Origin of the sequence: Mycobacterium paraterrae (assembly GCF_022430545.2) — a bacterium.
In the GTDB taxonomy this organism is placed as follows: domain Bacteria; phylum Actinomycetota; class Actinomycetes; order Mycobacteriales; family Mycobacteriaceae; genus Mycobacterium; species Mycobacterium paraterrae.
Map to the genome: position 1 here is coordinate 4,070,290 of NZ_CP092488.2, position 22,144 is coordinate 4,092,433.

27 protein-coding genes are annotated in these 22,144 nt (G+C 65.9%); 21 read left to right on the top strand and 6 right to left on the bottom strand.

What is annotated here, in order from left to right:
- Positions 1-18 precede the first annotated feature (18 nt).
- The 5 genes from MKK62_RS19790 to MKK62_RS19810 all read left to right on the top strand — a co-directional run bounded on the left by MKK62_RS19790 (position 19) and on the right by MKK62_RS19810 (position 3,338).
- Positions 19-252, top strand: coding sequence for an acyl carrier protein (locus MKK62_RS19790; RefSeq protein ID WP_240258242.1), 234 nt, complete (start codon positions 19-21; stop codon positions 250-252).
- Positions 253-437: 185 nt separating this feature from the next.
- A complete protein-coding gene (locus MKK62_RS19795; RefSeq protein WP_240258241.1) occupies positions 438-899 on the top strand; it encodes a lipoprotein LpqH in 462 nt (153 codons plus the stop codon).
- A gap of 173 nt (positions 900-1,072) precedes the next feature.
- Positions 1,073-2,014, top strand: a complete 942-nt coding sequence (locus MKK62_RS19800) for an MAP_0585 family protein (protein WP_350355764.1) — start codon at positions 1,073-1,075, stop codon at positions 2,012-2,014.
- A gap of 120 nt (positions 2,015-2,134) precedes the next feature.
- Complete coding sequence (locus tag MKK62_RS19805; RefSeq protein WP_240258239.1) at positions 2,135-2,506, top strand: hypothetical protein; 372 nt, start codon at positions 2,135-2,137, stop codon at positions 2,504-2,506.
- A gap of 175 nt (positions 2,507-2,681) precedes the next feature.
- Positions 2,682-3,338, top strand: coding sequence for a UdgX family uracil-DNA binding protein (locus MKK62_RS19810; protein ID WP_240264043.1), 657 nt, complete (start codon positions 2,682-2,684; stop codon positions 3,336-3,338).
- 4 nt (positions 3,339-3,342) lie between these two features.
- On the opposite strand, the gene MKK62_RS19815 is transcribed toward MKK62_RS19810, so the two are convergent.
- The 3 genes from MKK62_RS19815 to MKK62_RS19825 all read right to left on the bottom strand — a co-directional run bounded on the left by MKK62_RS19815 (position 3,343) and on the right by MKK62_RS19825 (position 4,931).
- Positions 3,343-3,783: an anti-sigma factor antagonist gene (locus MKK62_RS19815; RefSeq protein WP_240258237.1), complete on the bottom strand. Its 441-nt coding sequence runs from the start codon at positions 3,781-3,783 to the stop codon at positions 3,343-3,345.
- Positions 3,784-3,873: 90 nt separating this feature from the next.
- Positions 3,874-4,125, bottom strand: coding sequence for a hypothetical protein (locus tag MKK62_RS19820; RefSeq protein ID WP_240258234.1), 252 nt, complete (start codon positions 4,123-4,125; stop codon positions 3,874-3,876).
- Positions 4,126-4,274: 149 nt separating this feature from the next.
- Positions 4,275-4,931 (bottom strand): DedA family protein, encoded by a 657-nt coding sequence (locus MKK62_RS19825; RefSeq protein WP_240258233.1) that lies wholly within the window; start codon positions 4,929-4,931, stop codon positions 4,275-4,277.
- Positions 4,932-5,054: 123 nt separating this feature from the next.
- Between MKK62_RS19825 and MKK62_RS19830 the strand changes: the two genes are divergently transcribed.
- Together MKK62_RS19830 and MKK62_RS19835 are read left to right on the top strand one after the other, a co-directional pair.
- Positions 5,055-5,480, top strand: coding sequence for a hypothetical protein (locus MKK62_RS19830; RefSeq protein ID WP_240258232.1), 426 nt, complete (start codon positions 5,055-5,057; stop codon positions 5,478-5,480).
- A gap of 41 nt (positions 5,481-5,521) precedes the next feature.
- A complete protein-coding gene (locus MKK62_RS19835) occupies positions 5,522-6,523 on the top strand; it encodes an NAD(P)H-dependent flavin oxidoreductase (RefSeq protein WP_240258231.1) in 1,002 nt (333 codons plus the stop codon).
- A 37-nt stretch (positions 6,524-6,560) separates the two neighbouring features.
- On the opposite strand, the gene MKK62_RS19840 is transcribed toward MKK62_RS19835, so the two are convergent.
- Together MKK62_RS19840 and MKK62_RS19845 are read right to left on the bottom strand one after the other, a co-directional pair.
- Positions 6,561-7,409, bottom strand: coding sequence for a hypothetical protein (locus MKK62_RS19840; protein ID WP_240258230.1), 849 nt, complete (start codon positions 7,407-7,409; stop codon positions 6,561-6,563).
- Between the two features lie 126 nt (positions 7,410-7,535).
- Positions 7,536-8,033, bottom strand: coding sequence for a DUF1990 domain-containing protein (locus MKK62_RS19845; RefSeq protein WP_240258228.1), 498 nt, complete (start codon positions 8,031-8,033; stop codon positions 7,536-7,538).
- A 59-nt stretch (positions 8,034-8,092) separates the two neighbouring features.
- Here MKK62_RS19845 and MKK62_RS19850 point away from each other — a divergent pair, with 59 nt between their 5' ends.
- The 12 genes from MKK62_RS19850 (at position 8,093) to pdxT (ending at position 19,751) form a co-directional block, all read left to right on the top strand.
- On the top strand, positions 8,093-8,971 hold the full coding sequence (locus tag MKK62_RS19850; RefSeq protein WP_240258227.1) for an aldo/keto reductase: 879 nt from the start codon (positions 8,093-8,095) through the stop codon (positions 8,969-8,971).
- A gap of 33 nt (positions 8,972-9,004) precedes the next feature.
- Positions 9,005-9,628, top strand: a complete 624-nt coding sequence (locus MKK62_RS19855; RefSeq protein WP_240258226.1) for a PaaI family thioesterase — start codon at positions 9,005-9,007, stop codon at positions 9,626-9,628.
- A gap of 80 nt (positions 9,629-9,708) precedes the next feature.
- Positions 9,709-11,817, top strand: coding sequence for a threonine--tRNA ligase (gene thrS, locus MKK62_RS19860; RefSeq protein WP_240258225.1), 2,109 nt, complete (start codon positions 9,709-9,711; stop codon positions 11,815-11,817).
- Complete coding sequence (locus MKK62_RS19865; protein WP_240258224.1) at positions 11,810-12,379, top strand: ATP adenylyltransferase; 570 nt, start codon at positions 11,810-11,812, stop codon at positions 12,377-12,379. The genes thrS and MKK62_RS19865 overlap by 8 nt, the downstream gene beginning before the upstream one ends.
- Positions 12,380-12,427: 48 nt before the next feature.
- Complete coding sequence (gene pgsA, locus MKK62_RS19870; RefSeq protein ID WP_240258223.1) at positions 12,428-13,084, top strand: phosphatidylinositol phosphate synthase; 657 nt, start codon at positions 12,428-12,430, stop codon at positions 13,082-13,084.
- 50 nt (positions 13,085-13,134) lie between these two features.
- Positions 13,135-14,022: a phosphatidylinositol mannoside acyltransferase gene (locus MKK62_RS19875; RefSeq protein WP_240258222.1), complete on the top strand. Its 888-nt coding sequence runs from the start codon at positions 13,135-13,137 to the stop codon at positions 14,020-14,022.
- Positions 14,022-15,146 carry a glycosyltransferase family 4 protein gene (locus MKK62_RS19880; protein ID WP_240258221.1) on the top strand — a complete coding sequence of 375 codons (1,125 nt, stop codon included), beginning with the start codon at positions 14,022-14,024 and terminating at the stop codon, positions 15,144-15,146. Before MKK62_RS19875 ends, MKK62_RS19880 begins: the two co-directional genes overlap by 1 nt.
- On the top strand, positions 15,146-16,192 hold the full coding sequence (locus tag MKK62_RS19885) for an NUDIX hydrolase (protein WP_240258220.1): 1,047 nt from the start codon (positions 15,146-15,148) through the stop codon (positions 16,190-16,192). The genes MKK62_RS19880 and MKK62_RS19885 overlap by 1 nt, the downstream gene beginning before the upstream one ends.
- A 142-nt stretch (positions 16,193-16,334) precedes the next feature.
- Positions 16,335-17,219, top strand: coding sequence for a type IV toxin-antitoxin system AbiEi family antitoxin (locus MKK62_RS19890; protein WP_240264042.1), 885 nt, complete (start codon positions 16,335-16,337; stop codon positions 17,217-17,219).
- Between the two features lie 241 nt (positions 17,220-17,460).
- Positions 17,461-18,309 carry a pyridoxal 5'-phosphate synthase lyase subunit PdxS gene (pdxS, locus tag MKK62_RS19895; RefSeq protein WP_231997235.1) on the top strand — a complete coding sequence of 283 codons (849 nt, stop codon included), beginning with the start codon at positions 17,461-17,463 and terminating at the stop codon, positions 18,307-18,309.
- A gap of 3 nt (positions 18,310-18,312) precedes the next feature.
- A complete protein-coding gene (gene tesB / locus MKK62_RS19900; protein WP_240258219.1) occupies positions 18,313-19,158 on the top strand; it encodes an acyl-CoA thioesterase II in 846 nt (281 codons plus the stop codon).
- On the top strand, positions 19,155-19,751 hold the full coding sequence (pdxT, locus tag MKK62_RS19905) for a pyridoxal 5'-phosphate synthase glutaminase subunit PdxT (RefSeq protein WP_240258218.1): 597 nt from the start codon (positions 19,155-19,157) through the stop codon (positions 19,749-19,751). Before tesB ends, pdxT begins: the two co-directional genes overlap by 4 nt.
- Here the strand turns inward: pdxT and MKK62_RS19910 are convergent.
- Positions 19,735-20,553, bottom strand: coding sequence for an oxygenase MpaB family protein (locus MKK62_RS19910; RefSeq protein WP_240264041.1), 819 nt, complete (start codon positions 20,551-20,553; stop codon positions 19,735-19,737). The two genes, pdxT and MKK62_RS19910, sit on opposite strands and share 17 nt — an antisense overlap.
- A gap of 108 nt (positions 20,554-20,661) precedes the next feature.
- On the opposite strand from MKK62_RS19910, the gene MKK62_RS19915 reads away from it, so the two are divergent.
- Together MKK62_RS19915 and MKK62_RS19920 are read left to right on the top strand one after the other, a co-directional pair.
- Positions 20,662-21,297, top strand: coding sequence for a class I SAM-dependent methyltransferase (locus MKK62_RS19915; protein ID WP_240258217.1), 636 nt, complete (start codon positions 20,662-20,664; stop codon positions 21,295-21,297).
- An 86-nt stretch (positions 21,298-21,383) separates the two neighbouring features.
- Entirely contained in the window at positions 21,384-22,139 is a 756-nt protein-coding gene (locus tag MKK62_RS19920; RefSeq protein ID WP_240258216.1) for a YebC/PmpR family DNA-binding transcriptional regulator, read from the top strand.
- Positions 22,140-22,144: the final 5 nt, after the last annotated feature.

The window sequence follows — 22,144 nt, forward strand, 5'->3', positions numbered from 1 at the left end:
CAATCATTGGGGGGAATCATGGCAACAGGGGAAACCGGATTTACTGACGTCGAGTTCGATCTCGTCTCGGTGCAGTATCACGCACTGAAGGCCGGGCATGACTACGGGCAGTACGTGCGCGATGCGAAAAACGCCGGCTTGGACGACGTCGCTTCGTTTTTCGTAGAGGTCATGCAGCAGGACTCGAAGCGTGCCCAACGCTGCCACGAGTTGCTGCAGCAGGTGCAGTCGGCTGTTCCGTCGCCGTCGTAGGCATCGGGTGCGTGTGTCAAGGGGCCGGTGTATGCCGCCCTTTGCTCTGCGCCTTCGGGGACAGCCTCACAGCGCTAGCTAAGCCCGCACAAAAGGGCGGGGCGTAACGTCGGTGAAACCCGGGGGCCAAGTCAGCAAAGCGAATGATTGGTCGGGGCTTGTCAGGGAGAGGCAGAAGGAGACCAGTGGTTAAGCACGGGATTGTGGTGGGCGTGGCGGCCGCGGCCACCATCGTGGCAGGGCTGGCCGGCTGTTCGGGTAGCAAGTCCAGCGACGGCGGGACGAGCAGTAGCGCATCGGCACCGGCCGGCAACAAGGTGACTATCGATGGGCAGCCCCAAACAGTGGCCGGCGCCATCAGCTGCACGCAAGTCAACGGCAATACCAGCATCGGTTTCGGCGATCCGACCAGCGGCGTCGGAGCTGTGGTGACAAATGCTGAACCGCCCGTCGTCCAGGCGGTCGGCTTGGGCAACCTAACCGGCGTCACCCTCGGCTACTCGGCGGGGGCGCCGAATCAGGCCACCGCTCAAGCCACCAAGAACGGAAATTCTTACGTCATCAAAGGCACTGCGACGGGTGCCGATCCAGCGAACCCGGAACAGCCGGTCAGCAAGCCATTCGAGATGGATGTGACTTGTCCCTAGGACGCCGTCGCGATCGACGCAGCAAGCATGTCATTGCTTTTCAAGCTCGGAAGGATCTGACAGGTATGTATGTGAAGCGCGTGGCGGGCGCAGCGTTCGTTGCTGCCCTCAGCGTCTCGGGACTCACTCTCGGGACCGGTCTGGCCGGCGCAACGCCGTTTCCGGCGGACCCGATGTGCATCCAGTGCGGACCGTTCGCTGATGCTCCTGGCCCTGGGGGACCCGGTGGACCCGGTGGTCCCGGGCCTGGCCCCGGTGGTCCAGGTGGACCTGGTGGCGGCGGAGGTCACGGGCCCGGCGGTCCCGGTGGTCCGGGCGGTCCCGGACCCGGTGGCCCTGGCGGCCCCGGTGGTCCGGGTGGTCCCGGCCCTGGTGGTCCAGGTGGACCTGGTGGCGGAGGTCACGGCCCCGGTGGTCCGGGTGGTCCCGGCCCGGGTGGTCCAGGTGGTCCGGGTGGCCCTCACGGCCCCGGTGGTCCTGGTGGGCCTAACGGCCCGGGTGGTCCTGGTGGGCCTAATGGGCCCGGCCCAGGTGGCCCCGGTGGCCCGGGCGGATTCGGCCCCGGTGGTCCCGGACCGAATGGCCCCGGTGGTCCGGGTGGTCCCGGTGGTCCGGGCGGATTCGGGCCCGGTGGTCCAGGTGGTCCCGGCGGCCCGGGCGGATTCGGCCCGGCTGGGCCCGGTGGTCCTGGCCCGAATGGCCCCGGTGGTCCCGGTAGCCCAGGTGGACCGCTGCCTCCGTATGTCCAGCGAGGGCACTTCGACCGGGGCGGCCCGCAATGGGGCGGCCCACGAGATGCACCGCACGGATTCAGCGCGCCCGGTTACGGAGCGCCGCCTCCACCGCCGCTGCGCGGATTCGGTTGGAACGACGGACCTCCGCCGGGCGTACCGCCGCTGAACTGGGACGGGCCGCCTCCTCCTGGTGGGTGGAATGGACCGCCGCCTCCCGGAGGCTGGAACCGCCCGTGGGTCGGTCCGCCGCGTGACATCGGTTGGGGGCAGCGGTTCTACGGACCGTTCAACTACAACGGCTACAACGCGATCCCGGTGTTCAACCCGGTGTTCGGCGGTTGGGGCTTCTGGTTCTTCGGCGTCTGGATTCCGCTGTACTGATCCGCTGTCATCGACCTCCCGCTACCGTCACAGTGCGGCGGCGGGAGGTCGATCAGTTTGGTCCGCCACGCTCCGCTGGCTCACCGCAAAAGAGTGCATCCGGCTCCATTCCGTTGCAAGATGTCCGGCGTGGCTATGTACCAAGGCAGGGCGCTGGCAGATATCAACCTCACCGGGCGCGATTTGGGTGAAGCGCTCGAGGCGTACATCGCCCGTCGGGATCCGGGTTTGGAGAACATCCAGATCAAGCGGGCCACTCCTACCGGTGACATTGACACCCGGATGCAGCCCCACAAGCGCTGGTTCGAGGTCCTCTTCGAAGTCGATGACGACCCCGAAGATGAAGAAGACGAAGATCCCGACAGCTACGAGGCTCGAAAGAAAGCGGAAGCAAAGGCCCGCGCCGCCGAAAAAGCCCGAGTTAAAAATTGGTCGGGTCGCAATCAGGGAGTCTTCCCGAGCAGCGACGTATGGCCAGAAACCAATCAGTGACGCTAATCGATCCTCATCGCCGATGATGATGTAGGGCGGCATTCTTCGCCTCCCCGGACGCGTGGTCGACGGGGTTACACCGCCGGCCGCAACCACGGCGTCGTGCAGCTCTTCGGCCTTCCGACCTGAACGACCGTGCGTTTGGTCGGACCCGGCACGGGGGTAGCCAGCATCACTGATGGGTACGACAAAACCGGTCGGGGCGGGTGAATTCCTTCCCGCCGATCGCGACCTGAAGTCTCTGGCGCAGGCCGCAATTGGATGCCGCGGCTGTGGGTTGTACGAACATGCCTCGCAGACTGTCTTCGGGCACGGGCATCCGGACGCGTCCATCATGCTCGTCGGTGAACAACCCGGAGACCGCGAGGACGTCGAAGGCCTGCCCTTCGTCGGCCCGGCGGGCCGTCTGCTGGCCCGCGCGCTCGGCGATGCGGACATCGATCCCGAAACGACATACCAAACGAACGTGGTCAAGCATTTCAAGTTCACCCGCAAGGGCGGTACGCGCCGCATACATCAAAAGCCGAGTCGCAGCGAGGTGGTCGCTTGCCGGCCCTGGCTGATCGCTGAGATCCACGCGCTACGACCTACGACAATCGTGCTACTCGGGGCCACGGCCGCTCAGGCGTTGCTCGGCTCGGCGTTTCGCGTGTGTGAACATCGCGGAGAACTACTTGCGTTACCCGCCGAACTCGACCTGGATCCCGAGCCAGCGCTGTCGGCGACCGTCCATCCGTCGTCGATATTGCGTGACCGCGCGGACCGAGACAAGGCGTACCAACTGCTGGTCGACGACTTCAAGACGGTGCGCGCCAAACTAGCCAGGAAGTGACTGGTCAGTCAGCGAAGGCGCACGAGGCCAACGCGGCGTCCACCGAGCTGTCCACCGGCAGCAAATCGCTCAGACCGCAGGCTTGCACGATTCGTGCGACCACCGGTTGGTTGCTGACCACACGCAGTTCGACGCCCCGCTTTCGAGCACGGGCCGCCTCGTCGGCGAGCGCGGCGTAGGCGCAGCACCCCATGAAGTCGAGCCCGCTGATGTCGATCACGAGTGGGCCTGGAGGGCCCGCCGCTGCGGAAGCCTCGCTGAGTAGACGTCGCCACGCGTCGTCGTTCGATGCGTCGAGTTCGCCGCCTGCGTAGACAATCACCGTCGAGCCGAATCGCTCGGTTGTTGCGCGCAGCGTGCTGTGTGCCTGCGCTAATTCGGAGATGAGCCGACCGCTGAGCACGAGGGGATGAAAAGAGGGGTCGGCGATAGCGAAAGTGCTCATAGTGCTCCTGATCCATCGGCGCAACGCGCCGTGATATGGATGCCCGCCCTAGGAAGCTTAAGACCGACGTCGATTTAGAAGATTTTCCATTTATAACAGAAACGCATCGGCGGTGTCCATATCGATACGGCTGAGAATTGCGTGAGGATCGTTGTATCCCCAGCATATCCGCGACCTTTTATTGGCGAAACTAACGATCTTGATGATCGGTTCCGGCTCCCGGGCGGTCGGCGGGCGGCAGCATCGCGGCTTGACGAAAGTGCACGTCGACTGCGCTTTTCGACGACGGCGCAGCAGCGCGCGGTGTACTTCGGTACGTTTGCGCGGAGATTCGATTCCCATGGTTTCAGAATTCCGCAAAGAAAAAACTCGCGGTTCTGCATTTGTGTGCCCATTTTTGTCTGATTTTGCAAAATGCGACACATTCTTTGCTAAAGCCACCTGCAATGAAATCGACGAGTGCCCGCGGCGCGAGCCTGCGCCCGGCATGGCTATGCAGCGGAGCTATCGGAGTCGTCGGAGAGCGAGTCTTCGAGATCCGCGATCGCCCGAGAGGTGCGCTCCCGCAGCACAATTGCGGCGATCACACCGCCCACCACCGCGACCACCAGGGCAATCCACGAGAAGCGGGTCAGCCAGCGTTCAGCGGCAACGCCGGCGTAATACACCAGCGCGGTCGTGCCGCCGGCCCAGCACACCGCGCCGGAGACATTTGCGAGCAGAAATCTGGCGTACCGCATCTTCAGCGCACCGGCTAATGGCCCGGCAAAAATTCGCAGCAGCGCAATGAAGCGGCCGAAGAATACCGCCCGTGCTCCCCAGCGCTCGAAGAGTCGCTCGGCATAGCGGACATGCCCGGGACCGAAGTGGTTGGGGAAACGCCTGCCCAGACGGTCGAACAGAGGCAAGCCAAGGCGGCGACCGATGGCGTAACCGGTGGAGTCGCCGATCACCGCTCCGAGCACCGCGGCGGCGCCGACGCCGACAGGATTGACAGCCAATTCATGTCGCGACGACAGCAGCGCGGCGCTGACCAGGACTATTTCACCTGGCAGTGGAATGCCCAGGCTTTCCATGCCGACGACGGCGCCTACCATGCCGTACACCGCAAGCGGGGGGATCGACTGCAGCAGGGCGTCCACCGTCATGGGTAAAGAATGCACGATCCACCGCCGGGTCGACGCGGCGATCAGCGGCAATCGGCTACCGTCCGGGCAGGAGGGTCCATTGTCCAGGCGCAGAAGAATCAGCTTTCCGCAGCGGGTGAGTCGGTGAGTGCCTCGACAGCCGTCACTGTCGCGGTCGACTTCGTCTGGCTGGGCATGGTGCTGGCGATTTCGTTTCTCGAAGCGCCACTGAAGTTCCGCGCACCCAATGTCACGCTTCCAATTGGCCTGGGCATCGGCCGTCTGGTGTTCCGCGCCCTCAACGCCGTCGAGGTGGTGTTTGCACTCGTCATCGCGACGGCCCTCGTTCTCAGCCCTTCCTCGGTACCGGTGACCTCGGCTGTGACGGTCGCGATCGTCGTTTTAGTTGTGCAGGTCGGCGTGCTTCGACCACGGTTGACCCGTCGAACCGATCACGTGCTGGCCGGGCTGGACGCTCCCCGTTCGCGCGAGCACCTGATCTACATCGGACTCGAGGTGCTCAAGTCGGTCGCATTGATCGCCGGTGGGGTCCTTCTACTATCGGGCTAGAAAATCCCCGCGCTTACGAACCAAAGGACATGCTCACCGGAATGCTGTCGACACCCTGGTCCAGGTCGATCGGTCTGCGTGTGCCCATCGTCAACGCCCCAATGGGCGGTGTCGCGGGCGGAAAGCTGGCCGCTGGAGTGAGCGCCGCAGGGGGACTCGGGATGGTCGGCATGGGCACCGCCGGGTCGACCGCGGCATTGCACGCCGAGTTGCCACATGTCTCGGGCACGTTCGGAATCGGTTTGGTGGACTGGGTGATGCGCAAAGAAGAAGGGCTTTTCGACGCGGCGCTGGCTGCGCGGCCAGCGCTGATCTCCGTCAGCTTCGGCACCGACCTGTCCTGGGTTGGCCGGGTGCACGACGCCGGAATCCTCGCTGCCACACAGGTATACAACGCCGCCGAGGCGCGCAGGGCGCAGGACGCCGGCGTCGATGTGCTGGTGGCGCGCGGGTGCGAAGGCGGCGGGCACGGAGAGGCCACGATCGGTACGCTGCCGCTGCTGGACGCCGTTCTCGACGCCGTGTCGGTGCCCGTGCTTGCGGCCGGGGGCATTGCCTCGCCGCGCAGCCTGGCCGCGGTGCTGGCCGCCGGCGCCAGCGGAGCGTGGCTGGGCACCTGCCTGTCGGCTTCGGTCGAGGCGCTCATCAGCGACGCCGGGCGCCGTGCGCTGATCGAGGCTCGCGAGACCGACACCGAGAGCACCCGCGTCTACGACATCGTTCGTCATCTGCCTTGGACAGAACGATTCCCGTCGCGTGTGCTGCGCAACGACTTCGTCGCACGCTGGACCGGACACGAGGAGGCGTTGGCCGAAAACGCCGACGCCGAGGCCGAACTCGTCGCCGCTATCGCGGCCGACGACCGGCGGATCGCCGCCGTCGACGCGGGCCAAGGCGTCGGGATGGTCGCCGACGCGTCGCCGGTAGGGGAGGTCATCGACCGTCTTTGCTCAGGTGCGTACGAACTGCTGTCGCATTGGGGTCGACCGACCGTCGGCGAGACTGGCACCGCTGGCATCGTCGGCGCCGCCGGCGAGACTTAAAGCAGGGCGACCCGCCGTGGCGTGTCGTCGCAGCCAGTTACGTGTCGCGCCACCCTCGACGGCTGAGCGCGCCGCGGACCCGCCGGATGACGTCCGCTGGCGCGTCCTCAGCGATTACGCGCACCACGATCCATCCCATGTCATCCAGCTTGGGCAGTCGCCAGTGGTCTTTCGCATATTGCTTGCGATTCGTTCGGTGCTGTTCGCCGTCATACTCGACTGCGACTTTGTATGTCTCCCAGCCCATGTCGAGCAATGCGATCAGTCGCCAGCCTTCCGTCACGGGCAACTGCGTGGTCGGAGCGGGCAGTCCAGCATCGATGAGCAGCAGCCGAAGCCACGTCTCCTTCGGTGACGCAGCACCACCGTCGACCAGCGGCAACACTGCCCGGAGCTGTCGCAGGCCGCGCGCCCGCGGGTGCCGTTCGATCACGACTTGGACGTCGCTTATGGGAAAGGAGTTGGCGCGGACGAGCGCGTCCAGTCGCGCTACGGCTGCGCCGCGCGGTGACGTTCGGCCCAGATCGTATGCGGTTCGTGGGAGCGACGTGACGGGAAGTCCTCCCACGCGTGCGACCTCGTCATCGCGGATCGCATCGTTACGGGTGACGATCCCTGCCGGTGAATGCGGGTTGCGCCAGATCAACTCGATGGGCACGTCGTCGTCAACCCATCTGGAGCCGTGCCAGGCTGCGGCGGCGAGCCCGGCCAGTACACCGCGTCGGCCCGACCAGAGCCACGCCGCCTCCGACCGTTGTCGAAGCGAGGGCTGCGACCACTTCGGCAGATACACGTCGGGATAGATGGATCGGAATTGCGACCGGAGCTGGTAGCGGCTCACCTCGCCCCGGCGAACCGCTTCACTGCCAATGAACACACCGCGCACACGAGGTCGGAGTCGCCAGTGGCCAGGAAGGTTCCCGAGACTTACGTCAGGGCGACCCGACGCGGCGTGTCGTCGCAGCCAGTTACGTGTCGCGGAGGCGGGCAGCGGCCAGTGGCCTGGCGACCCTCAGACCGCCCGAACGTAGCGTTTGTTCATCACCCGCTGCATTAGCGAGGTGAATGGTCCACCGGCTTTGGCCCACCAGGTCGCCGGTCGCGAGAAGGCAGAGACTTCGGCGAATACCGCGGAGGTGACGGGGTCGTGGCGCACCACGAACCGCTCCTCGCCGATCTCGGGATGGCCCGGCAGCGTGCCGTAGGCGAAGCCGCGCACGTGTGGCTCGTCAACGACGTACACCACCCGGCACGGAGCCTTCATGAAACCGATCTTCACCACGACCACCGTGCCGGGAACGATGGTCTCGCTGCTGGGCTCGACGCGAAGCCCGGAGCCCCGCTGCATGCCCCAGTGCATGACGGCGTCCGCGGCTTCGTCGAAGCGGAGCTGACCCATGCCGATGTGGGCCGAGTAGCCCATGTGCTTGTACCCCGGCGGGAACGGTCCGGCCGTCGCACCGACTTCGGGATACGTGAATGGCAACTGAGCGATGGTGTGCAAATCCACCGGTTCAGCTTGCCACGCGGACGTGGCCCAGATTTCCTGGCTCGCGTACGGTCGAAATCGTGACTACGAAGGCTCCCGCTCAAGCATCCGGAACGTTCACTCTCGGCGGCGATCTCACGATCAATCGCCTCGGCTACGGCGCGATGCGCCTGACCGGCAAAGGCGTCTGGGGACCGCCCGCCGACCGAGACGAGGCGGTCCGGGTGCTTCGGCGTGCGGCCGAACTCGGCGTCAACTTCATCGACACCGCCGACTCGTACGGCCCGTACTTCGCCGAGGAGATCATCCGCGAAGCGCTGCACCCGTACGACGGGCTGGTCATCGCCACCAAGGCGGGACTATTGCGTACCGGCCCTGACGTGTGGGTCCCGCTGGGCTTCCCGGCTTACCTCCGCCAGGAAGCCGAGCTGAGCCTGCGCCGTCTCGGGGTAGAGACCATCGACCTGTTCCAGCTGCACCGCATCGATGACAAGTTCCCGCTGGAGGACCAGATCGGGGAACTGGTCAAGCTGCAGGAGGAAGGCAAGATCCGCCACATCGGGTTGTCGGAGATCAACGTCGACCAGTTGCACGCCGCGCAAAAAATCGCGCAGATCGTTTCGGTGCAGAATCTCTACAACCTGACCAACCGCAGCGCCGAAGCCTTGCTCGACGAGTCCACCAAGCAGGGCATCGGGTTCATTCCCTGGTTCCCGCTCGCCGCCGGCCCGCTCGCCGCGCCCGACGGCCCGCTGGCCAAACTCGGCGAGGAGCACGGGCATGCAAGCCCGTCGCAGCTGGCACTGGCCTGGCTGCTGAAACGCTCGCCGGTCGTGCTGCCGATTCCCGGGACCTCGAGCGTCGGGCATCTGGAAGAAAACGTCGCCGCCGCCGAGATCGAACTCACCGACGACGAGTTCGACAAGCTGAGCGAGCTCGGAAAGCAGAACGCCGACTGAGGTCCCGTCGACACCGGGCAATACGGTGTTCGGGTGGCAGCTCATGACGCGTGGCGTCCCGGTGGCGGGTTCAACCCGCCCGACCCCAGCACCAAGGGTGGGCCGGACTACGGCAGGTTTATCGAGGGCGTCCGGGCGTTGCAGGATCACGCCCGGGCGGTCGACGCGCCGGACGAGGTGATCACCGAGGCCGCCGACCTGCTGGACAAACTGTCCGGACTGCTCAGCCCCTACGACACCGACGAGTGGCACTCGCCGTCGGGCCGAAGGATGGACCTGCCGGTTCGCGGCAACATCCTGACGGTCCCGATGAGCGCGCGCAGGACCGACGACGGCCGCATCGAGGGCTGGGCGCGGTTCGCCCGTTTCCACTTAGGCCGCAACGGTGCTGTACATGGCGGTTGCCTCGGGATGCTGTTCGACACGGTGCTGGGACTGACGTCGTCGGTGCTGACCGGCGGGCCACGCCAGCGCACCGCTTATCTGCACATCAACTACCGCCAGATCGTGCCGATCGAGAAAAAGCTCGACGTCGCCGCACAGGTCGACCGGGTGGAGGGTCGCAAAATCTTTGTGTCGGGCCGGTTGAGTGACGGCGACACCGTGCTCACTGATGCCGAGGCATTGTTCGTTCTGCTTAAACCGGGCCAGCCATAAGGCTGCAACCCTCGCGCCGCATTGGCCCCGATAGCATGGTCGGGTCGTTTGAACACCCGAAAACCATGGAGACCGCGTCGATGACCGCCCTCGCACACCCTGTTCCCGGGCCCGATGGCGGCGACCCGCAACGCCCGGCCGGGCCGGGCTCGCGATCGCCGCAAGCCCCGATCCGGGTGGCTGCCGGGACGACCGCGGCGGCCGCAGTGCGCGAAGCCGGACTGCCGGGTCGCGGCGCGCCCGACGCGATCGTGGTCGTGCGCGACGCCGAGGGCCGGTTGCGCGACTTGAGCTGGATTCCCGACGCGGACGCCGACGTCATCCCGGTGGCCGCCGACACCGACGACGGACGCAGCGTGATCCGGCACTCGGCCGCCCACGTGTTGGCGCAGGCCGTGCAGGACCTGTTCCCACAGGCCAAGCTCGGCATCGGGCCGCCGATCACCGACGGCTTCTACTACGACTTCGACGTCGCCGAACCATTCACGCCAGAAGACTTGGACAAGCTCGAAAAGCGGATGCGTCAGATCGTCAAAGAGGGCCAACTGTTCGACCGCCGGGTCTATGAGTCCAAAGACCAGGCCCGCGCGGAACTGGCCGCTGAGCCGTACAAGCTCGAATTGGTCGACGACAAGTCGGGCGATCCCGACGTCATGGAGGTCGGCGGCGACGAGCTCACCGCCTACGACAACCTGAATCCGCGTACCCGCGAACGGGTTTGGGGCGATCTCTGCCGGGGACCGCACATCCCCACCACGAAGCACATTCCCGCCTTCAAGCTGACCCGCAGCTCCGCGGCCTATTGGCGAGGCGACCAGAAAAACGCCAGCCTGCAGCGCATCTACGGCACGGCGTGGGAGTCGCAGGAGGCGCTGGACCGCCACCTGGAGTTGCTCGAGGAGGCGCAGCGCCGCGACCACCGCAAGCTGGGGGTCGAGCTCGATCTGTTCAGCTTCCCCGACGAAATCGGTTCGGGCCTAGCGGTTTTCCACCCAAGGGGCGGCATCGTCCGCAGCGAGTTGGAAGACTATTCGCGTCGTAAGCACGTCGAGGCGGGGTACCAGTTCGTCAACACCCCGCACATCACCAAGGAGCAGCTCTACATCACCTCGGGCCACCTGGAGTGGTACGCCGACGGGATGTTCCCGCCGATGCACATCGACGCGGAGTTCAACGAAGACGGGACGGTTCGCAAGCCCGGCCAGGACTACTACCTCAAGCCGATGAACTGCCCGATGCATCACCTGATCTATCGGTCGCGGGGCCGGTCTTATCGGGAACTTCCGTTGCGGCTCTTCGAATTCGGCACGGTCTACCGGTACGAGAAGTCGGGTGTGGTGCACGGCCTGACCCGGGTGCGGGGCATGACGCAAGACGACGCGCACATCTACTGCACGCGCGAACAAATGCGCGACGAGCTGGGCTCTTTGCTGGGATTCGTGCTGGATCTGTTGGCCGACTACGGCCTCAACGACTTCTATCTGGAGCTCTCCACCAAGGATCCGGAAAAGTACGTCGGCTCCGACGAAGTGTGGGACGAGGCGACCGACGTCTTGCGTGAGGTCGCCGAAGCATCTGGCCTGCACCTGGTTCCCGACCCGGGTGGGGCGGCGTTTTACGGTCCGAAGATATCGGTCCAGGTCAAGGACGCGCTGGGGCGCAGCTGGCAGATGTCGACGATCCAGCTGGACTTCAACATGCCCGACCGGTTCGATTTGGAGTACACCGCCGCCGATGGTTCACGGCAGCGACCGGTGCTCATCCATCGTGCGCTATTCGGATCGATCGAGCGGTTCTTCGGCATCCTCACCGAGCACTACGCCGGAGCCTTCCCGGCCTGGCTGGCCCCGGTGCAGGTGGTCGGTATTCCCGTCGCCGACGGCCACGTCGAATACCTGGAAGATGTTGCCGCCCAACTGAAATCCGGCGGTATCCGCGTCGAGGTGGATGCCAGCGACGACCGGATGGCCAAGAAGATCGTCAACCACACCAACCAGCGTGTGCCGTTCATGTTGCTTGCCGGTGACCGCGACGTCGAAGCCGGCGCGGTCAGCTTCCGGTTCGGCGATCGCACTCAGATCAACGGCGTTCCCCGCGACGAGGCGGTGGCGATCATCAAGCAATGGGTCGCCGATCGCGAAAATAGTGTTCCCACAGCCGATCTCATCAAGGTGAGTAGCCGTGGCTGAAGACGACCAGCGCGAGGATCCGACGGCCCTCGTCGACAGGGGCGCAGGAGAGGCCGACCACCTGCAGCGGCTGTGGACGCCGTACCGGATGAGCTACCTGGCCGAAGGCCCGCTCAAGCAGGAGAACGGCACCAAAGAACAGCCGTTCACCGACATACCGCAACTGTCCGACGAGGACGGATTGGTAGTGGCCCGCGGCGAATTGGTCTACGCGGTACTGAACCTCTACCCGTACAACCCCGGCCACTTGATGGTGGTGCCCTACCGTCGGCTCTCCGAACTCGAGGATTTGACCGAGGCGGAGAGCAGCGAGCTGATGGCCTTCATTCAGAAGGCAATCCGCGTGATCAAGACGGTCTCGCGCCCGCACGGCTTCAACGTCGGGGTCAACCTGGGCCACTCGGCGGGTGGCTCGCTGGCCGAGCACCTGCACGTGCACGTGGTGCCGCGGTGGGGTGGTGACGCCAACTTCATCACGATCATCGGCGACTCCAAGGTGATCCCGCAGCTGTTGCGCGATACCCGACGGCTGCTGGCGACGGAGTGGGCTCGACAGTCGTGAGTGCGCCGGTGACGATGCAGAGCGCGGCGATGAGGAGGAGCGGCGCCGTTGAGTAAGCTGTTGTCGCGCGAGGGGGTCGCACGGGTCACCGGTCCGGTCGCGCGCGCACTCCTGCGCGCGGGCTTCACCGCGGACGGAGTGACCATCATTGCCACCGCCGCCGCGGTGCTGGCGTCGCTGACCTTGTTCCCGATCGGCAAGCTCTTCGCCGGCACATTGGTCATCTGGTTTTTCGTGATGTTCGACCTCGTCGACGGTGCGATGGCACGAGAAAGCGGGGGCGGCAGCAGGTTTGGCGCGGTGCTGGATGCCACCTGCGACCGGATCAGCGACGGAGCGGTGTTCTGCGGCCTGGCGTGGTGGGCGGCGTTCGGTCTCAACGACCGTTCGCTGGTCGTGGCGACGCTGATCTGCCTGGTGACTTCCCAGGTGATCTCCTACATCAAGGCCCGCGCCGAAGCCAGCGGGCTGCGCGGCGACGGTGGCTTCATCGAGCGGCCGGAACGGCTGATCATCGTGCTGGTCGGCGCGGGTCTGTCAGGCCTGCCGATATATCCATTGCATTGGGCGTTGCCGATCGCCATGTGGTTGCTGGCCGCCGCGAGCATGGTGACTTGCGCTCAACGGTTGCATACCGTGCGGCATTCGACCGGCGCCGGCACTCCGCTGGCGGCGCCGAACGAGCCGGGGGAAAATCAGCCGTGATCGACGGTCTGAGACTGCCTGGCAGCAAAGGTCTTTCGCTCGGCAGTCGAATGACCGACTGGGGCTATGCCGCGGGCTGGTTGACCGTGCGCACGATGCCAGAGTTCGCCGCCCGCAACCTCTTCGGCGCCGGAGCGCTGTATGCATCCCGCGGCGGGGGCCCCGACCAGTTGCGCAAGAACCTCGCTCGCGTCATCGGTGTCACACCGCAAGACGTACCCGCCAGTTTGATGCGGGCCTCGTTGGCGTCCTACGCCCGTTACTGGCGCGAGGCCTTCCGATTGCCGACCATGGATCACCGGGCCGTCGGGCTTCGGATGACCGAAACCACCACCGGGCAGGAGCATCTCGACGCGGCGCTCGCCGCCGGCCGGGGCGTGGTGATGGCGTTGCCGCACAGCGGCAACTGGGACATGGCCGGCGTGTGGCTGACCCAGGCCTACGGCAAGTTCACGACGGTTGCCGAACGGCTCAAACCCGAATCGCTGTATAGGCGGTTCATCGATTACCGGGAAAGCCTTGGCTTCGAGGTGATTCCGCTGTCGGGCGGGCAACAGCCGCCGTTTCCGCTGCTGAGCGAACGACTCGCGGGCAACAACGTGGTGTGTCTGATGGCCGAACGGGACCTGAGCCGCACCGGCGTTCAGGTCGACTTCTTCGGCGAGCCCACCCGAATGCCGGCCGGCTCCGCGAAGTTGGCCATCACCACTGGCGCGGTCCTCCTGCCCGTGCACTGCTGGTACAACGGCGACGACTGCCAGGTCGACATCTACCCGAAGCTGGATTGCTCCAGCGGGGACGTCGGTGTCGTCACGCAGTCGCTGGCCGACGTGTTCGCCCGTAACATCGCCGAGCATCCCGCCGACTGGCACATGCTGCAGCCGCAATGGCTGTCTGATCTGTCCGAAAAGCACCGCGCCCGGTTGGCGGAAAGCTGATGCGGATCGGGATGGTGTGTCCGTACTCGTTCGACGTGCCGGGCGGTGTCCAGTCGCATGTCCTGCAACTCGCCGAGGTGCTGCGCGCTCGCGGGCAGGACGTCAGCGTGCTGGCACCGTCGTCACCCCACGTGGCGTTGCCCGACTACGTGGTGTCGGCCGGCCGGGCCGTCCCGATTCCCTACAACGGGTCGGTGGCCCGGCTGCAGATCAGCCCCGCGGTCAGCGGCAAGATCCGTCGTTGGCTGGCTGACGGCGAGTTCGACGTCCTGCACCTGCATGAGCCGAACGCGCCGAGCGTGTCGATGTGGGCGTTGCGGATCGCCGAAGGCCCCATCGTGGCCACCTTCCACACATCGACCACCAAGTCGCGGATGCTGTCGGTGTTCGGCGGGCTGCTACAACCCATGCACGAGAAGATCATCGGTCGCATCGCGGTGTCCGATCTGGCCCGGCGGTGGCAGATGGAGGCACTGGGGTCCGACGCGGTCGAGATTCCCAACGGCGTCGACGTCCAGGCGATGGCCTCGGCGCCGTTGCTTGACGGGTATCCGCGCCCGGAGAAGACCGTGTTGTTCCTGGGCCGCTACGACGAACCCCGCAAGGGCATGGCTGTGCTGATCGACGCATTGCCTCGTCTCGTCGAGCGATTTCCCGGGCTGCAAGTGCTGATCGTCGGCAGGGGCAACGAAGAAGAGTTGCGCGACAAGGTCGGTGAACTGGCCGGCCATCTCTGCTTCCTCGGTCTGGTCGACGATGCCCTCAAAGCGTCCGCAATGCGCAGCGCCGACGTCTACTGCGCGCCGCATCTCGGCGGAGAGAGCTTCGGGATCGTGCTCGTCGAAGCGATGGCCGCCCGCACTCCGGTGGTGGCCAGCGACCTGCACGCCTTCCGGCAGGTGCTGCGGGACGGCGAGGCGGGACGGCTGGTCGCTGTCGGTGACAGCGCGGCACTAGCCGACGGCCTGATCGCAGTGCTCGACGACGAGTCGTTGGCGCAGCGGTACGCCGATGCGGGGGCAGAGGCGGTCCGCCGCTACGACTGGCCCGTCGTGGCAAGCCAGATCATGCGGGTCTACGAGACCGTCGCCGTCAGCGGCACCAAGGTCGAGGCGGCGAGCTGATGTGGGGGACGATCGCCCTGGTCGCCGCCTTGGCTCTGGTGGTTCTGGTGCTGGCCGGGTTCGGTGTCTGGGCGTACCAGATGGCCAATCGACTGGACCGATTGCACGTGCGCTACGACCTGTCCTGGCAGGCGCTCGACGCGGCCCTGGCCCGACGGGCGGTGGTGGCCCGAACGGTCGCGGCCAATGCGCTCGGTGGACCGTCCGACACCGAGGCCAAGGAACTGGTGGCCCGCGCTGACGCCGCCGAGAGCGCTGCCCGGCCAGCCCGCGAAAGCTGCGAGAACAAGTTGGCGGCCGCGCTGGCGATGGTCGACCCTGCTTCGGTGCCCGCCGGGGTGATCGCCGAGTTGGCTGACGCCGAAGCCAGGGTGGTGCTGGCCCGGCGGTTTCACAACGACGCGGTCCGCGACACGCTGGCCCTGCGCGAACGGCGTCTCGTCCGGCTGTTTCGGCTGGCCGGAACAGCGCAGCTGCCCACATACTTCGAGATCGCCGAGCGATCGCACGCGCTACGCCACGTCGATCACCCCGCCGACCGACGCACGTCGGCGCGGGTGGTGCTGCTCGACGAGGCCGGCGCGGTGCTGCTGCTGTGCGGGTCCGACCCCGCCGCCAGCCACCCCGAAGGCCACGCACCGCGGTGGTGGTTCACGGTGGGCGGCCAGGTCGGCGACGGCGAATCGCTCGGCCAGGCGGCCGCTCGCGAACTGGCCGAGGAGACCGGACTACGAGTCGACCCCACCGACCTGATCGGGCCGATCTGGCGTCGCGACGCGGTGTTCGACTTCAACGGCGCCGAGATCGACAGCGAAGAGTTCTTCTTCGTCTACCGCACCACCCGTTTCGAGCCCTCCACCGAAGGCCGCACCGAACTCGAGACCCGCTACATCCATGGCCACCGATGGTGTACACCTGCCGACATCGCCCAGCTGGCTGGCTCTGGAGAGACGGTGTACCCGATTCAGCTTCCCGAGCTCCTCCACGAGGCCGCCGCCCTGGCCAGCGCTCCCGGCCGCCCCCGCCAGTTGCAGTCCATCCGCTGAGGCTCACTTCGCGAGCAGACGCATAATCGCGCCCCGGATGCCTTCCCAGCGCGATTATGCGTCTGCTGGGCGGTGTTATCCCCAACCGGGTCCGCTGTCGGCTGGCTTGTTGGTGAGTTCCGGCCACATGCTTTCGCAGGTGTTGCCAGACGCCCGAGCGGTACTTGAAGCAGGCGGTGGGTTTGCCACGACCGCGCAACTGTTGAACGTCATGACTCGTCAGCAACTCGACGTTCAGGTCCGCCGCGGCGGTATTGTTCGTGTCTGGTACGGCGTCTACGCAGCGAGAGAGCCAAACCTGTTGGGGCGCTTGGCTGCTCTTGATCTCTTCATGGGACGGCACGCTGTTGTGTGCATGGCGACGGCGGCGGCGTTGTACGGGTTCGACATCGAGAACACGTCTGCGATTCACGTGCTTGATCCCGGTGTACGGACGCGGTCGACCACCGGTCTGACCGTTCATCAGCGAAGCGGAGCACCTTTGCAGAGGGTGGCGGGTCGTGTCGCGACGGCGGCCGCGTGGACCGCGGTGGAGATCGCGCGAGAACGTGCCCGGCCGAGGGCTTTGGCAACCCTCGACGCTGCACTGCGCTCCGGAAGATGCGACTTGGGCAGTCTCGAGGAAGCGATTCGCGAACAGCGGGGTCGACGGGGCATCGTCGCCGTGCGTGAACTGCTTGCCTACGCTGACGGCAGGGCAGAATCGCCGATGGAAAGCGAGTCGCGGCTGGTGATGATCGATCACGGCCTTCCGCTGCCAGTCCTTCAGCACGAGATTCGTGGCCGCAGCGGGGAAAGGTGGCGCGTCGACTTTGCTTGGCCGGATGTTCGCGTCGCGGCGGAGTACGAAAGCGTGGCGTGGCATGCAGGTCGCGACGAGATGCTCAGGGACAAAGTCCGGTCGGCCCAAATCCAGGAGCTGGGCTGGACGCTCATCCCGATCGTGGTGTACGACGTGCGGCATAATCCGGGTCGACTCGCCGAACGCATCGCCAGCCACTTGAATCACCGCGCGATCGCTAGTTGACGTCGACGAGCAGACGCAGACTCGCCCGGCGACCGCGGTCCAGATGCGATTCTGCGTCTGCTCGCGATTGAGACGGTCCTCACAGCCAGTGCTGACGCCCTGATAGGCGGTGAAAAATCCGATTTGGAGTCCACCCCTAGAATTGGGTGATACCAGTCGAAGGAGATTAACCGTGGACAGCGCCCAGCCGAACGGCGCACATGGCAGCGCGCGGATCGGGACCTCCCGAGTCAAGCGCGGCATGGCCGAGATGCTCAAGGGCGGCGTCATCATGGATGTCGTCACACCCGAGCAGGCCCGAATCGCCGAAGGTGCCGGCGCCGTAGCGGTGATGGCGCTGGAGCGGGTCCCCGCCGACATCCGCGCCCAAGGCGGGGTGTCGCGAATGAGCGACCCCGACATGATCGAGGGCATAATCTCCGCGGTCACCATCCCGGTGATGGCCAAGGCGCGCATCGGGCACTTCGTCGAAGCGCAGATCCTGCAGAGCCTCGGCGTCGACTACGTCGACGAGTCCGAGGTGCTGACACCGGCCGACTACACCCACCACATCGACAAGTGGAAATTCACCGTGCCGTTCGTCTGCGGGGCCACCAATCTCGGTGAGGCGCTGCGGCGCATCAACGAAGGCGCGGCGATGATTCGTTCCAAAGGCGAGGCCGGCACTGGCGATGTGTCCAACGCCACGACGCACATGCGTGCCATCGGGGGCGAGATTCGTCGGCTCGGCTCGCTGTCCGAGGACGAATTGTTCGTTGCGGCAAAGGAACTGCAGGCGCCTTATGACCTCGTCGTGGAAGTCGCCCGCGCGGGCAAGCTGCCGGTCACGCTGTTCACCGCTGGGGGTATTGCGACTCCGGCCGACGCCGCGATGATGATGCAACTCGGCGCCGAGGGGGTCTTCGTCGGCTCGGGCATCTTCAAGTCCGGGGATCCGGCGCAGCGCGCGGCGGCGATCGTAAAGGCCACCACGTTCTACGACGACCCGGACGTGCTGGCCAAGGTCTCGCGGGGCCTGGGCGAGGCCATGGTCGGCATCAACGTCGAGCAGGTGCCGGAACCGCATCGCCTGGCTCAACGCGGCTGGTAGACATTGTCGATCGAAAAGATCCTTGACCTCGAGCAGCTCGAGGTCAACATCTACCGGGGCAGCGTCTTCAGCCCCGAACAGGGAAATTTCCAGCGCACCTTCGGTGGTCAGGTGGCCGGCCAATCGCTGGTGTCCGCGGTGCGCACGGTCGAGCCGCAGTTCCTGGTGCACTCACTGCACGGGTACTTCATCCGGCCCGGGGACTCCTCGGCGCCCACGATTTTCATCGTCGAGCGGCTGCGCGACGGCGGGTCGTTCTGCACGCGACGGGTCAACGCGATCCAGCACGGTCAGACCATCTTCTCGATGTCGGCGTCTTTTCAGACCGACCAGGAAGGTATCCACCACCAGGACGTGATGCCGTCGGCGCCACCACCAGACGACCTGCCCGGACTCAAGTCGATGAAGGTCTTCGACGACGAGGGGTTCAAGCAGTTCCAGGAATGGGACATCCGCATCGTCCCGCGGGATCTAATCCACAAACTGCCGGGAAAGGCGGCCCAGCAACAAGTTTGGTTCAGGCATCGCGACCCGCTGCCGGACGATCCGGTGCTACACATCTGCGCGCTGGCGTATATGAGCGACCTCACCTTGCTCGGCTCGGGGCAGGTCACCCACCTCGACGAGCGTGATCACCTTCAGGTGGCCTCGCTGGATCACGCCATGTGGTTCATGCGAGTGTTCCGCGCCGACGAGTGGCTGCTCTATGACCAGTCCTCGCCGTCGGCGACCGGTGGCCGTGCGCTGTGCCAGGGCAAGATCTTCAACCAGTACGGCGAGATGGTTGCGGCCGTCGTCCAGGAGGGGCTGACTCGGTTCGGTCGCGATCACCTGCCGTCCCGCCGGTGAGCGACGCACGAATCGGCGTCCTGGCCTTGCAGGGCGATGTCCGCGAGCACCTCGCGGCGCTACGCGACTGCGGGGCCGATCCGGTCAGCGTGCGACGCCGCGACGAACTCGAGGCGGTCGACGGGTTGGTCATTCCCGGCGGGGAATCCACCACGATGACTCACCTGCTGCGCGAGCTGGAGCTATTAGAGCCGCTGCGCCAGAGGTTGGCCGCCGGCATGCCGGCCTACGGGGCGTGTGCGGGAATGATCATGCTGGCCAGCGAAATTCGCGATGCCGGCACGGCGGGTCGGGAAGCATTGCCGTTGTCTGCGGTCGACATCACCGTGCGGCGCAACGCCTTCGGGCGACAGGTCGACTCGTTCGAAGGCGACATCGCGTTCGAGGGCCTCGACGACCCGGTGCACGCGGTCTTCATTCGTGCGCCCTGGGTCGAGCGGGTCGGGGCGGGTGTGCAGGTATTGGCCCGGGCCGCGGACCATCCGGTTGCGGTGCGGCAGGGTGCGGTGTTGGCGACGGCTTTTCACCCCGAAGTCACCGGCGACCGGCGCATCCACCAGTTGTTCGTCGAGATCGTCAACGGCCGGCGTTGACCGCCGCGGGCGCCGGCAGCACCCACCGGATCCCGCCGACCAGGACACGGCCGACGCTGCGCACGACTGTGAGTTCGACGGGAGGGAAGTACGGCAGCCGCAACGGTATGCGCGCCCACAACGGCAACATCGACACCGCGGTCGCCGACAGCACGCCGTATGGAGCTCGCGCGGCCAGCGGGAGCGGCGGCGTCAACAGCAGGAAGCGGGCGGCGTCTCGCGCCGCCGAGGTGCTGTGCAATTCCGGTCGAAATTCGCTGATGCGTTGAGCGAGTTGCTTTTCCGACCGCGGCGGATCGGCCACACCCAACCGCGCCGCGATCTCGGCCATGTCGGCGATGTAGCCGTCGCGCCCAGCCCGATCCAGCGGGGCCGCGCCATACATCTGATGGGCCCGAAGGAAACTGTCGGTCTCGGCGATGTGCACCCACTCCAGCAGGTGCGGATCGGTGGCTGTGTAGGCCCGGCCGTCGGCGGCGACGCCGTGCACCCGCCGATGGATGCCACGGACGCGATCGACGGCGCGCTGGGCGTCCACGGCGGACCCGAAAGTCGTCTCGGCCAGAAACGTGCTGGTGCGCTGCAGCCTGCCCCAGGGGTCTTCGCGGTAGTTGGAGTGCTCGGCCACGCCGGCCATCGCCAGCGGATGCAGCGACTGCAGCAGCAGCGCTCGCAAGCCACCGACGAACATCGACGCGTCGCCGTGTACCCGGCGGATCGGACGATCATCGGCAAACCACCGCGGCCCCGGGGTGTGGTGGATGCGCTCGCGCTCCGCGGGACCTTCGGGGCCGGCGACCATCTCGAACAGGCTGCTGCCCAGCGCGTCGCGTACGGCTCGCAGCGGGCTTTGCGTCGTCACGCTTCCACGTTAATGGAGTGTTTGAAGTCGGCTGCCGCGGTGAAAAAAGTGCAGGTGAATCCTCCGTACGGCGACGCAGCGACCAGTAAGTTCGACAAGCCCGTCGAGAGTTGGCGCGACATCCCGGGCTGGTTCCAATGGCGCCGCCACCAGGAGGAGGCGGTGGCGCATTTCCCTGACGGCAGCTGGTTCGGGGAAGTGGGGTGCTATCTGGGTCGCAGCATTTGCTCGCTGGGCGAGGCGGTGCGCGATGCGGGATTGAGCAACCGGATCATCGGTGTCGATACCGCGCGGGGGAGCGGAAGCGAAGGCGCCGCGGACATCAACGCGCACGGACCGGCGGTCGAGCACGGCGGCGGTACCTTCGCGGGCCTGCTGCACCGCAACATCATCGGCTGCGGGCTCGACGACAGGATCCAGCTGGTGATCAGTGATTCGGTGGCCGCTGCGGCATTGTTCGCCGATGAATCATTCGCATGGGTACACATCGACGCCCGGCACGATTACGACAGTGTCGTCGCCGACATCAACGCCTGGGCGCCCAAGGTCAGGCCCGGCGGTTGGCTGTCCGGTGACGATTACCAGCCTGACTGGTGGCCGGGCGTCGTGCATGCGGTGAGCGATGTGCTGCCCGACGCCGAGTCCTGGGGGTCGATGCAGTGGCGATGGATTACACCCGCGTGAGGGGATAAATCGGGCGGCGACGTCCTCATCGCACGGCCACGTAGACTCGGCAAGCGAATTGTGAGCGACAGAAGAGGTAATAGCCGATGAGCGGCCATTCCAAGTGGGCCACCACCAAGCATCAAAAGGCCGTCAAGGACGCGCGCCGCGGTAAGGAATTCGCCCGGCTGATCAAGAACATCGAGGTCGCCGCGCGCACCGGCGGTGGCGATCCCGCTGGCAACCCGACGCTCTACGACGCAATCCAAAAAGCCAAGAAGACCTCGGTGCCCAACGACAACATCGAACGGGCCCGCAAGCGCGGAGCAGGCGAAGAAGCCGGCGGCGCCGACTACCAGACCATCATGTACGAGGGCTACGGGCCCAACGGCGTCGCGGTACTCATCGAATGTCTGACCGACAACCGCAACCGTGCCGCCGGCGAGGTGCGGGTGGCGATGACCCGCAACGGCGGAAACATGGCCGACCCTGGATCGGTGTCCTACCTCTTCTCCCGCAAGGGCGTCGTGACACTGGAGAAAAACGGTCTGACTGAGGACGATGTTCTCGCTGCGGTGCTGGACGCGGGTGCGGAGGATGTCAGCGACCTGGGGGACAGTTTCGAAATCGTCTCCGAGCCAACCGATCTGGTCGCGGTGCGCAGTGCTCTGCAGGGCGCCGGCATCGATTATGACTCCGCTGAGGCCAGCTTTCAGCCCTCGGTCAGCGTGCCGGTGGACGTCGAGGGCGCGCGCAAGGTGTTCAAACTGGTTGACGCCCTGGAAGACAGCGACGACGTGCAGAACGTGTGGACCAACGTCGACTTGTCCGACGAGGTTTTGGCCGCGCTCGACGCGGACTAGTGAGT

Coding starts and splice junctions, on each gene's coding strand:
- MKK62_RS19790 (WP_240258242.1), top strand. CDS start 19: ATGGCAACAGGGGAAACCGGATTTACTGACGTCGAGTTCGATCTCGTC.
- MKK62_RS19800 (WP_350355764.1), top strand. CDS start 1,073: ATGTGCATCCAGTGCGGACCGTTCGCTGATGCTCCTGGCCCTGGGGGA.
- MKK62_RS19805 (WP_240258239.1), top strand. CDS start 2,135: ATGTCCGGCGTGGCTATGTACCAAGGCAGGGCGCTGGCAGATATCAAC.
- MKK62_RS19815 (WP_240258237.1), bottom strand. CDS start 3,783: ATGAGCACTTTCGCTATCGCCGACCCCTCTTTTCATCCCCTCGTGCTC.
- MKK62_RS19820 (WP_240258234.1), bottom strand. CDS start 4,125: ATGGGAATCGAATCTCCGCGCAAACGTACCGAAGTACACCGCGCGCTG.
- MKK62_RS19825 (WP_240258233.1), bottom strand. CDS start 4,931: ATGACGGTGGACGCCCTGCTGCAGTCGATCCCCCCGCTTGCGGTGTAC.
- MKK62_RS19835 (WP_240258231.1), top strand. CDS start 5,522: ATGCTGTCGACACCCTGGTCCAGGTCGATCGGTCTGCGTGTGCCCATC.
- thrS (WP_240258225.1), top strand. CDS start 9,709: ATGACCGCCCTCGCACACCCTGTTCCCGGGCCCGATGGCGGCGACCCG.
- MKK62_RS19875 (WP_240258222.1), top strand. CDS start 13,135: ATGACCGACTGGGGCTATGCCGCGGGCTGGTTGACCGTGCGCACGATG.
- MKK62_RS19880 (WP_240258221.1), top strand. CDS start 14,022: ATGCGGATCGGGATGGTGTGTCCGTACTCGTTCGACGTGCCGGGCGGT.
- MKK62_RS19885 (WP_240258220.1), top strand. CDS start 15,146: ATGTGGGGGACGATCGCCCTGGTCGCCGCCTTGGCTCTGGTGGTTCTG.
- pdxS (WP_231997235.1), top strand. CDS start 17,461: ATGGCCGAGATGCTCAAGGGCGGCGTCATCATGGATGTCGTCACACCC.
- MKK62_RS19910 (WP_240264041.1), bottom strand. CDS start 20,553: ATGGTCGCCGGCCCCGAAGGTCCCGCGGAGCGCGAGCGCATCCACCAC.
- MKK62_RS19920 (WP_240258216.1), top strand. CDS start 21,384: ATGAGCGGCCATTCCAAGTGGGCCACCACCAAGCATCAAAAGGCCGTC.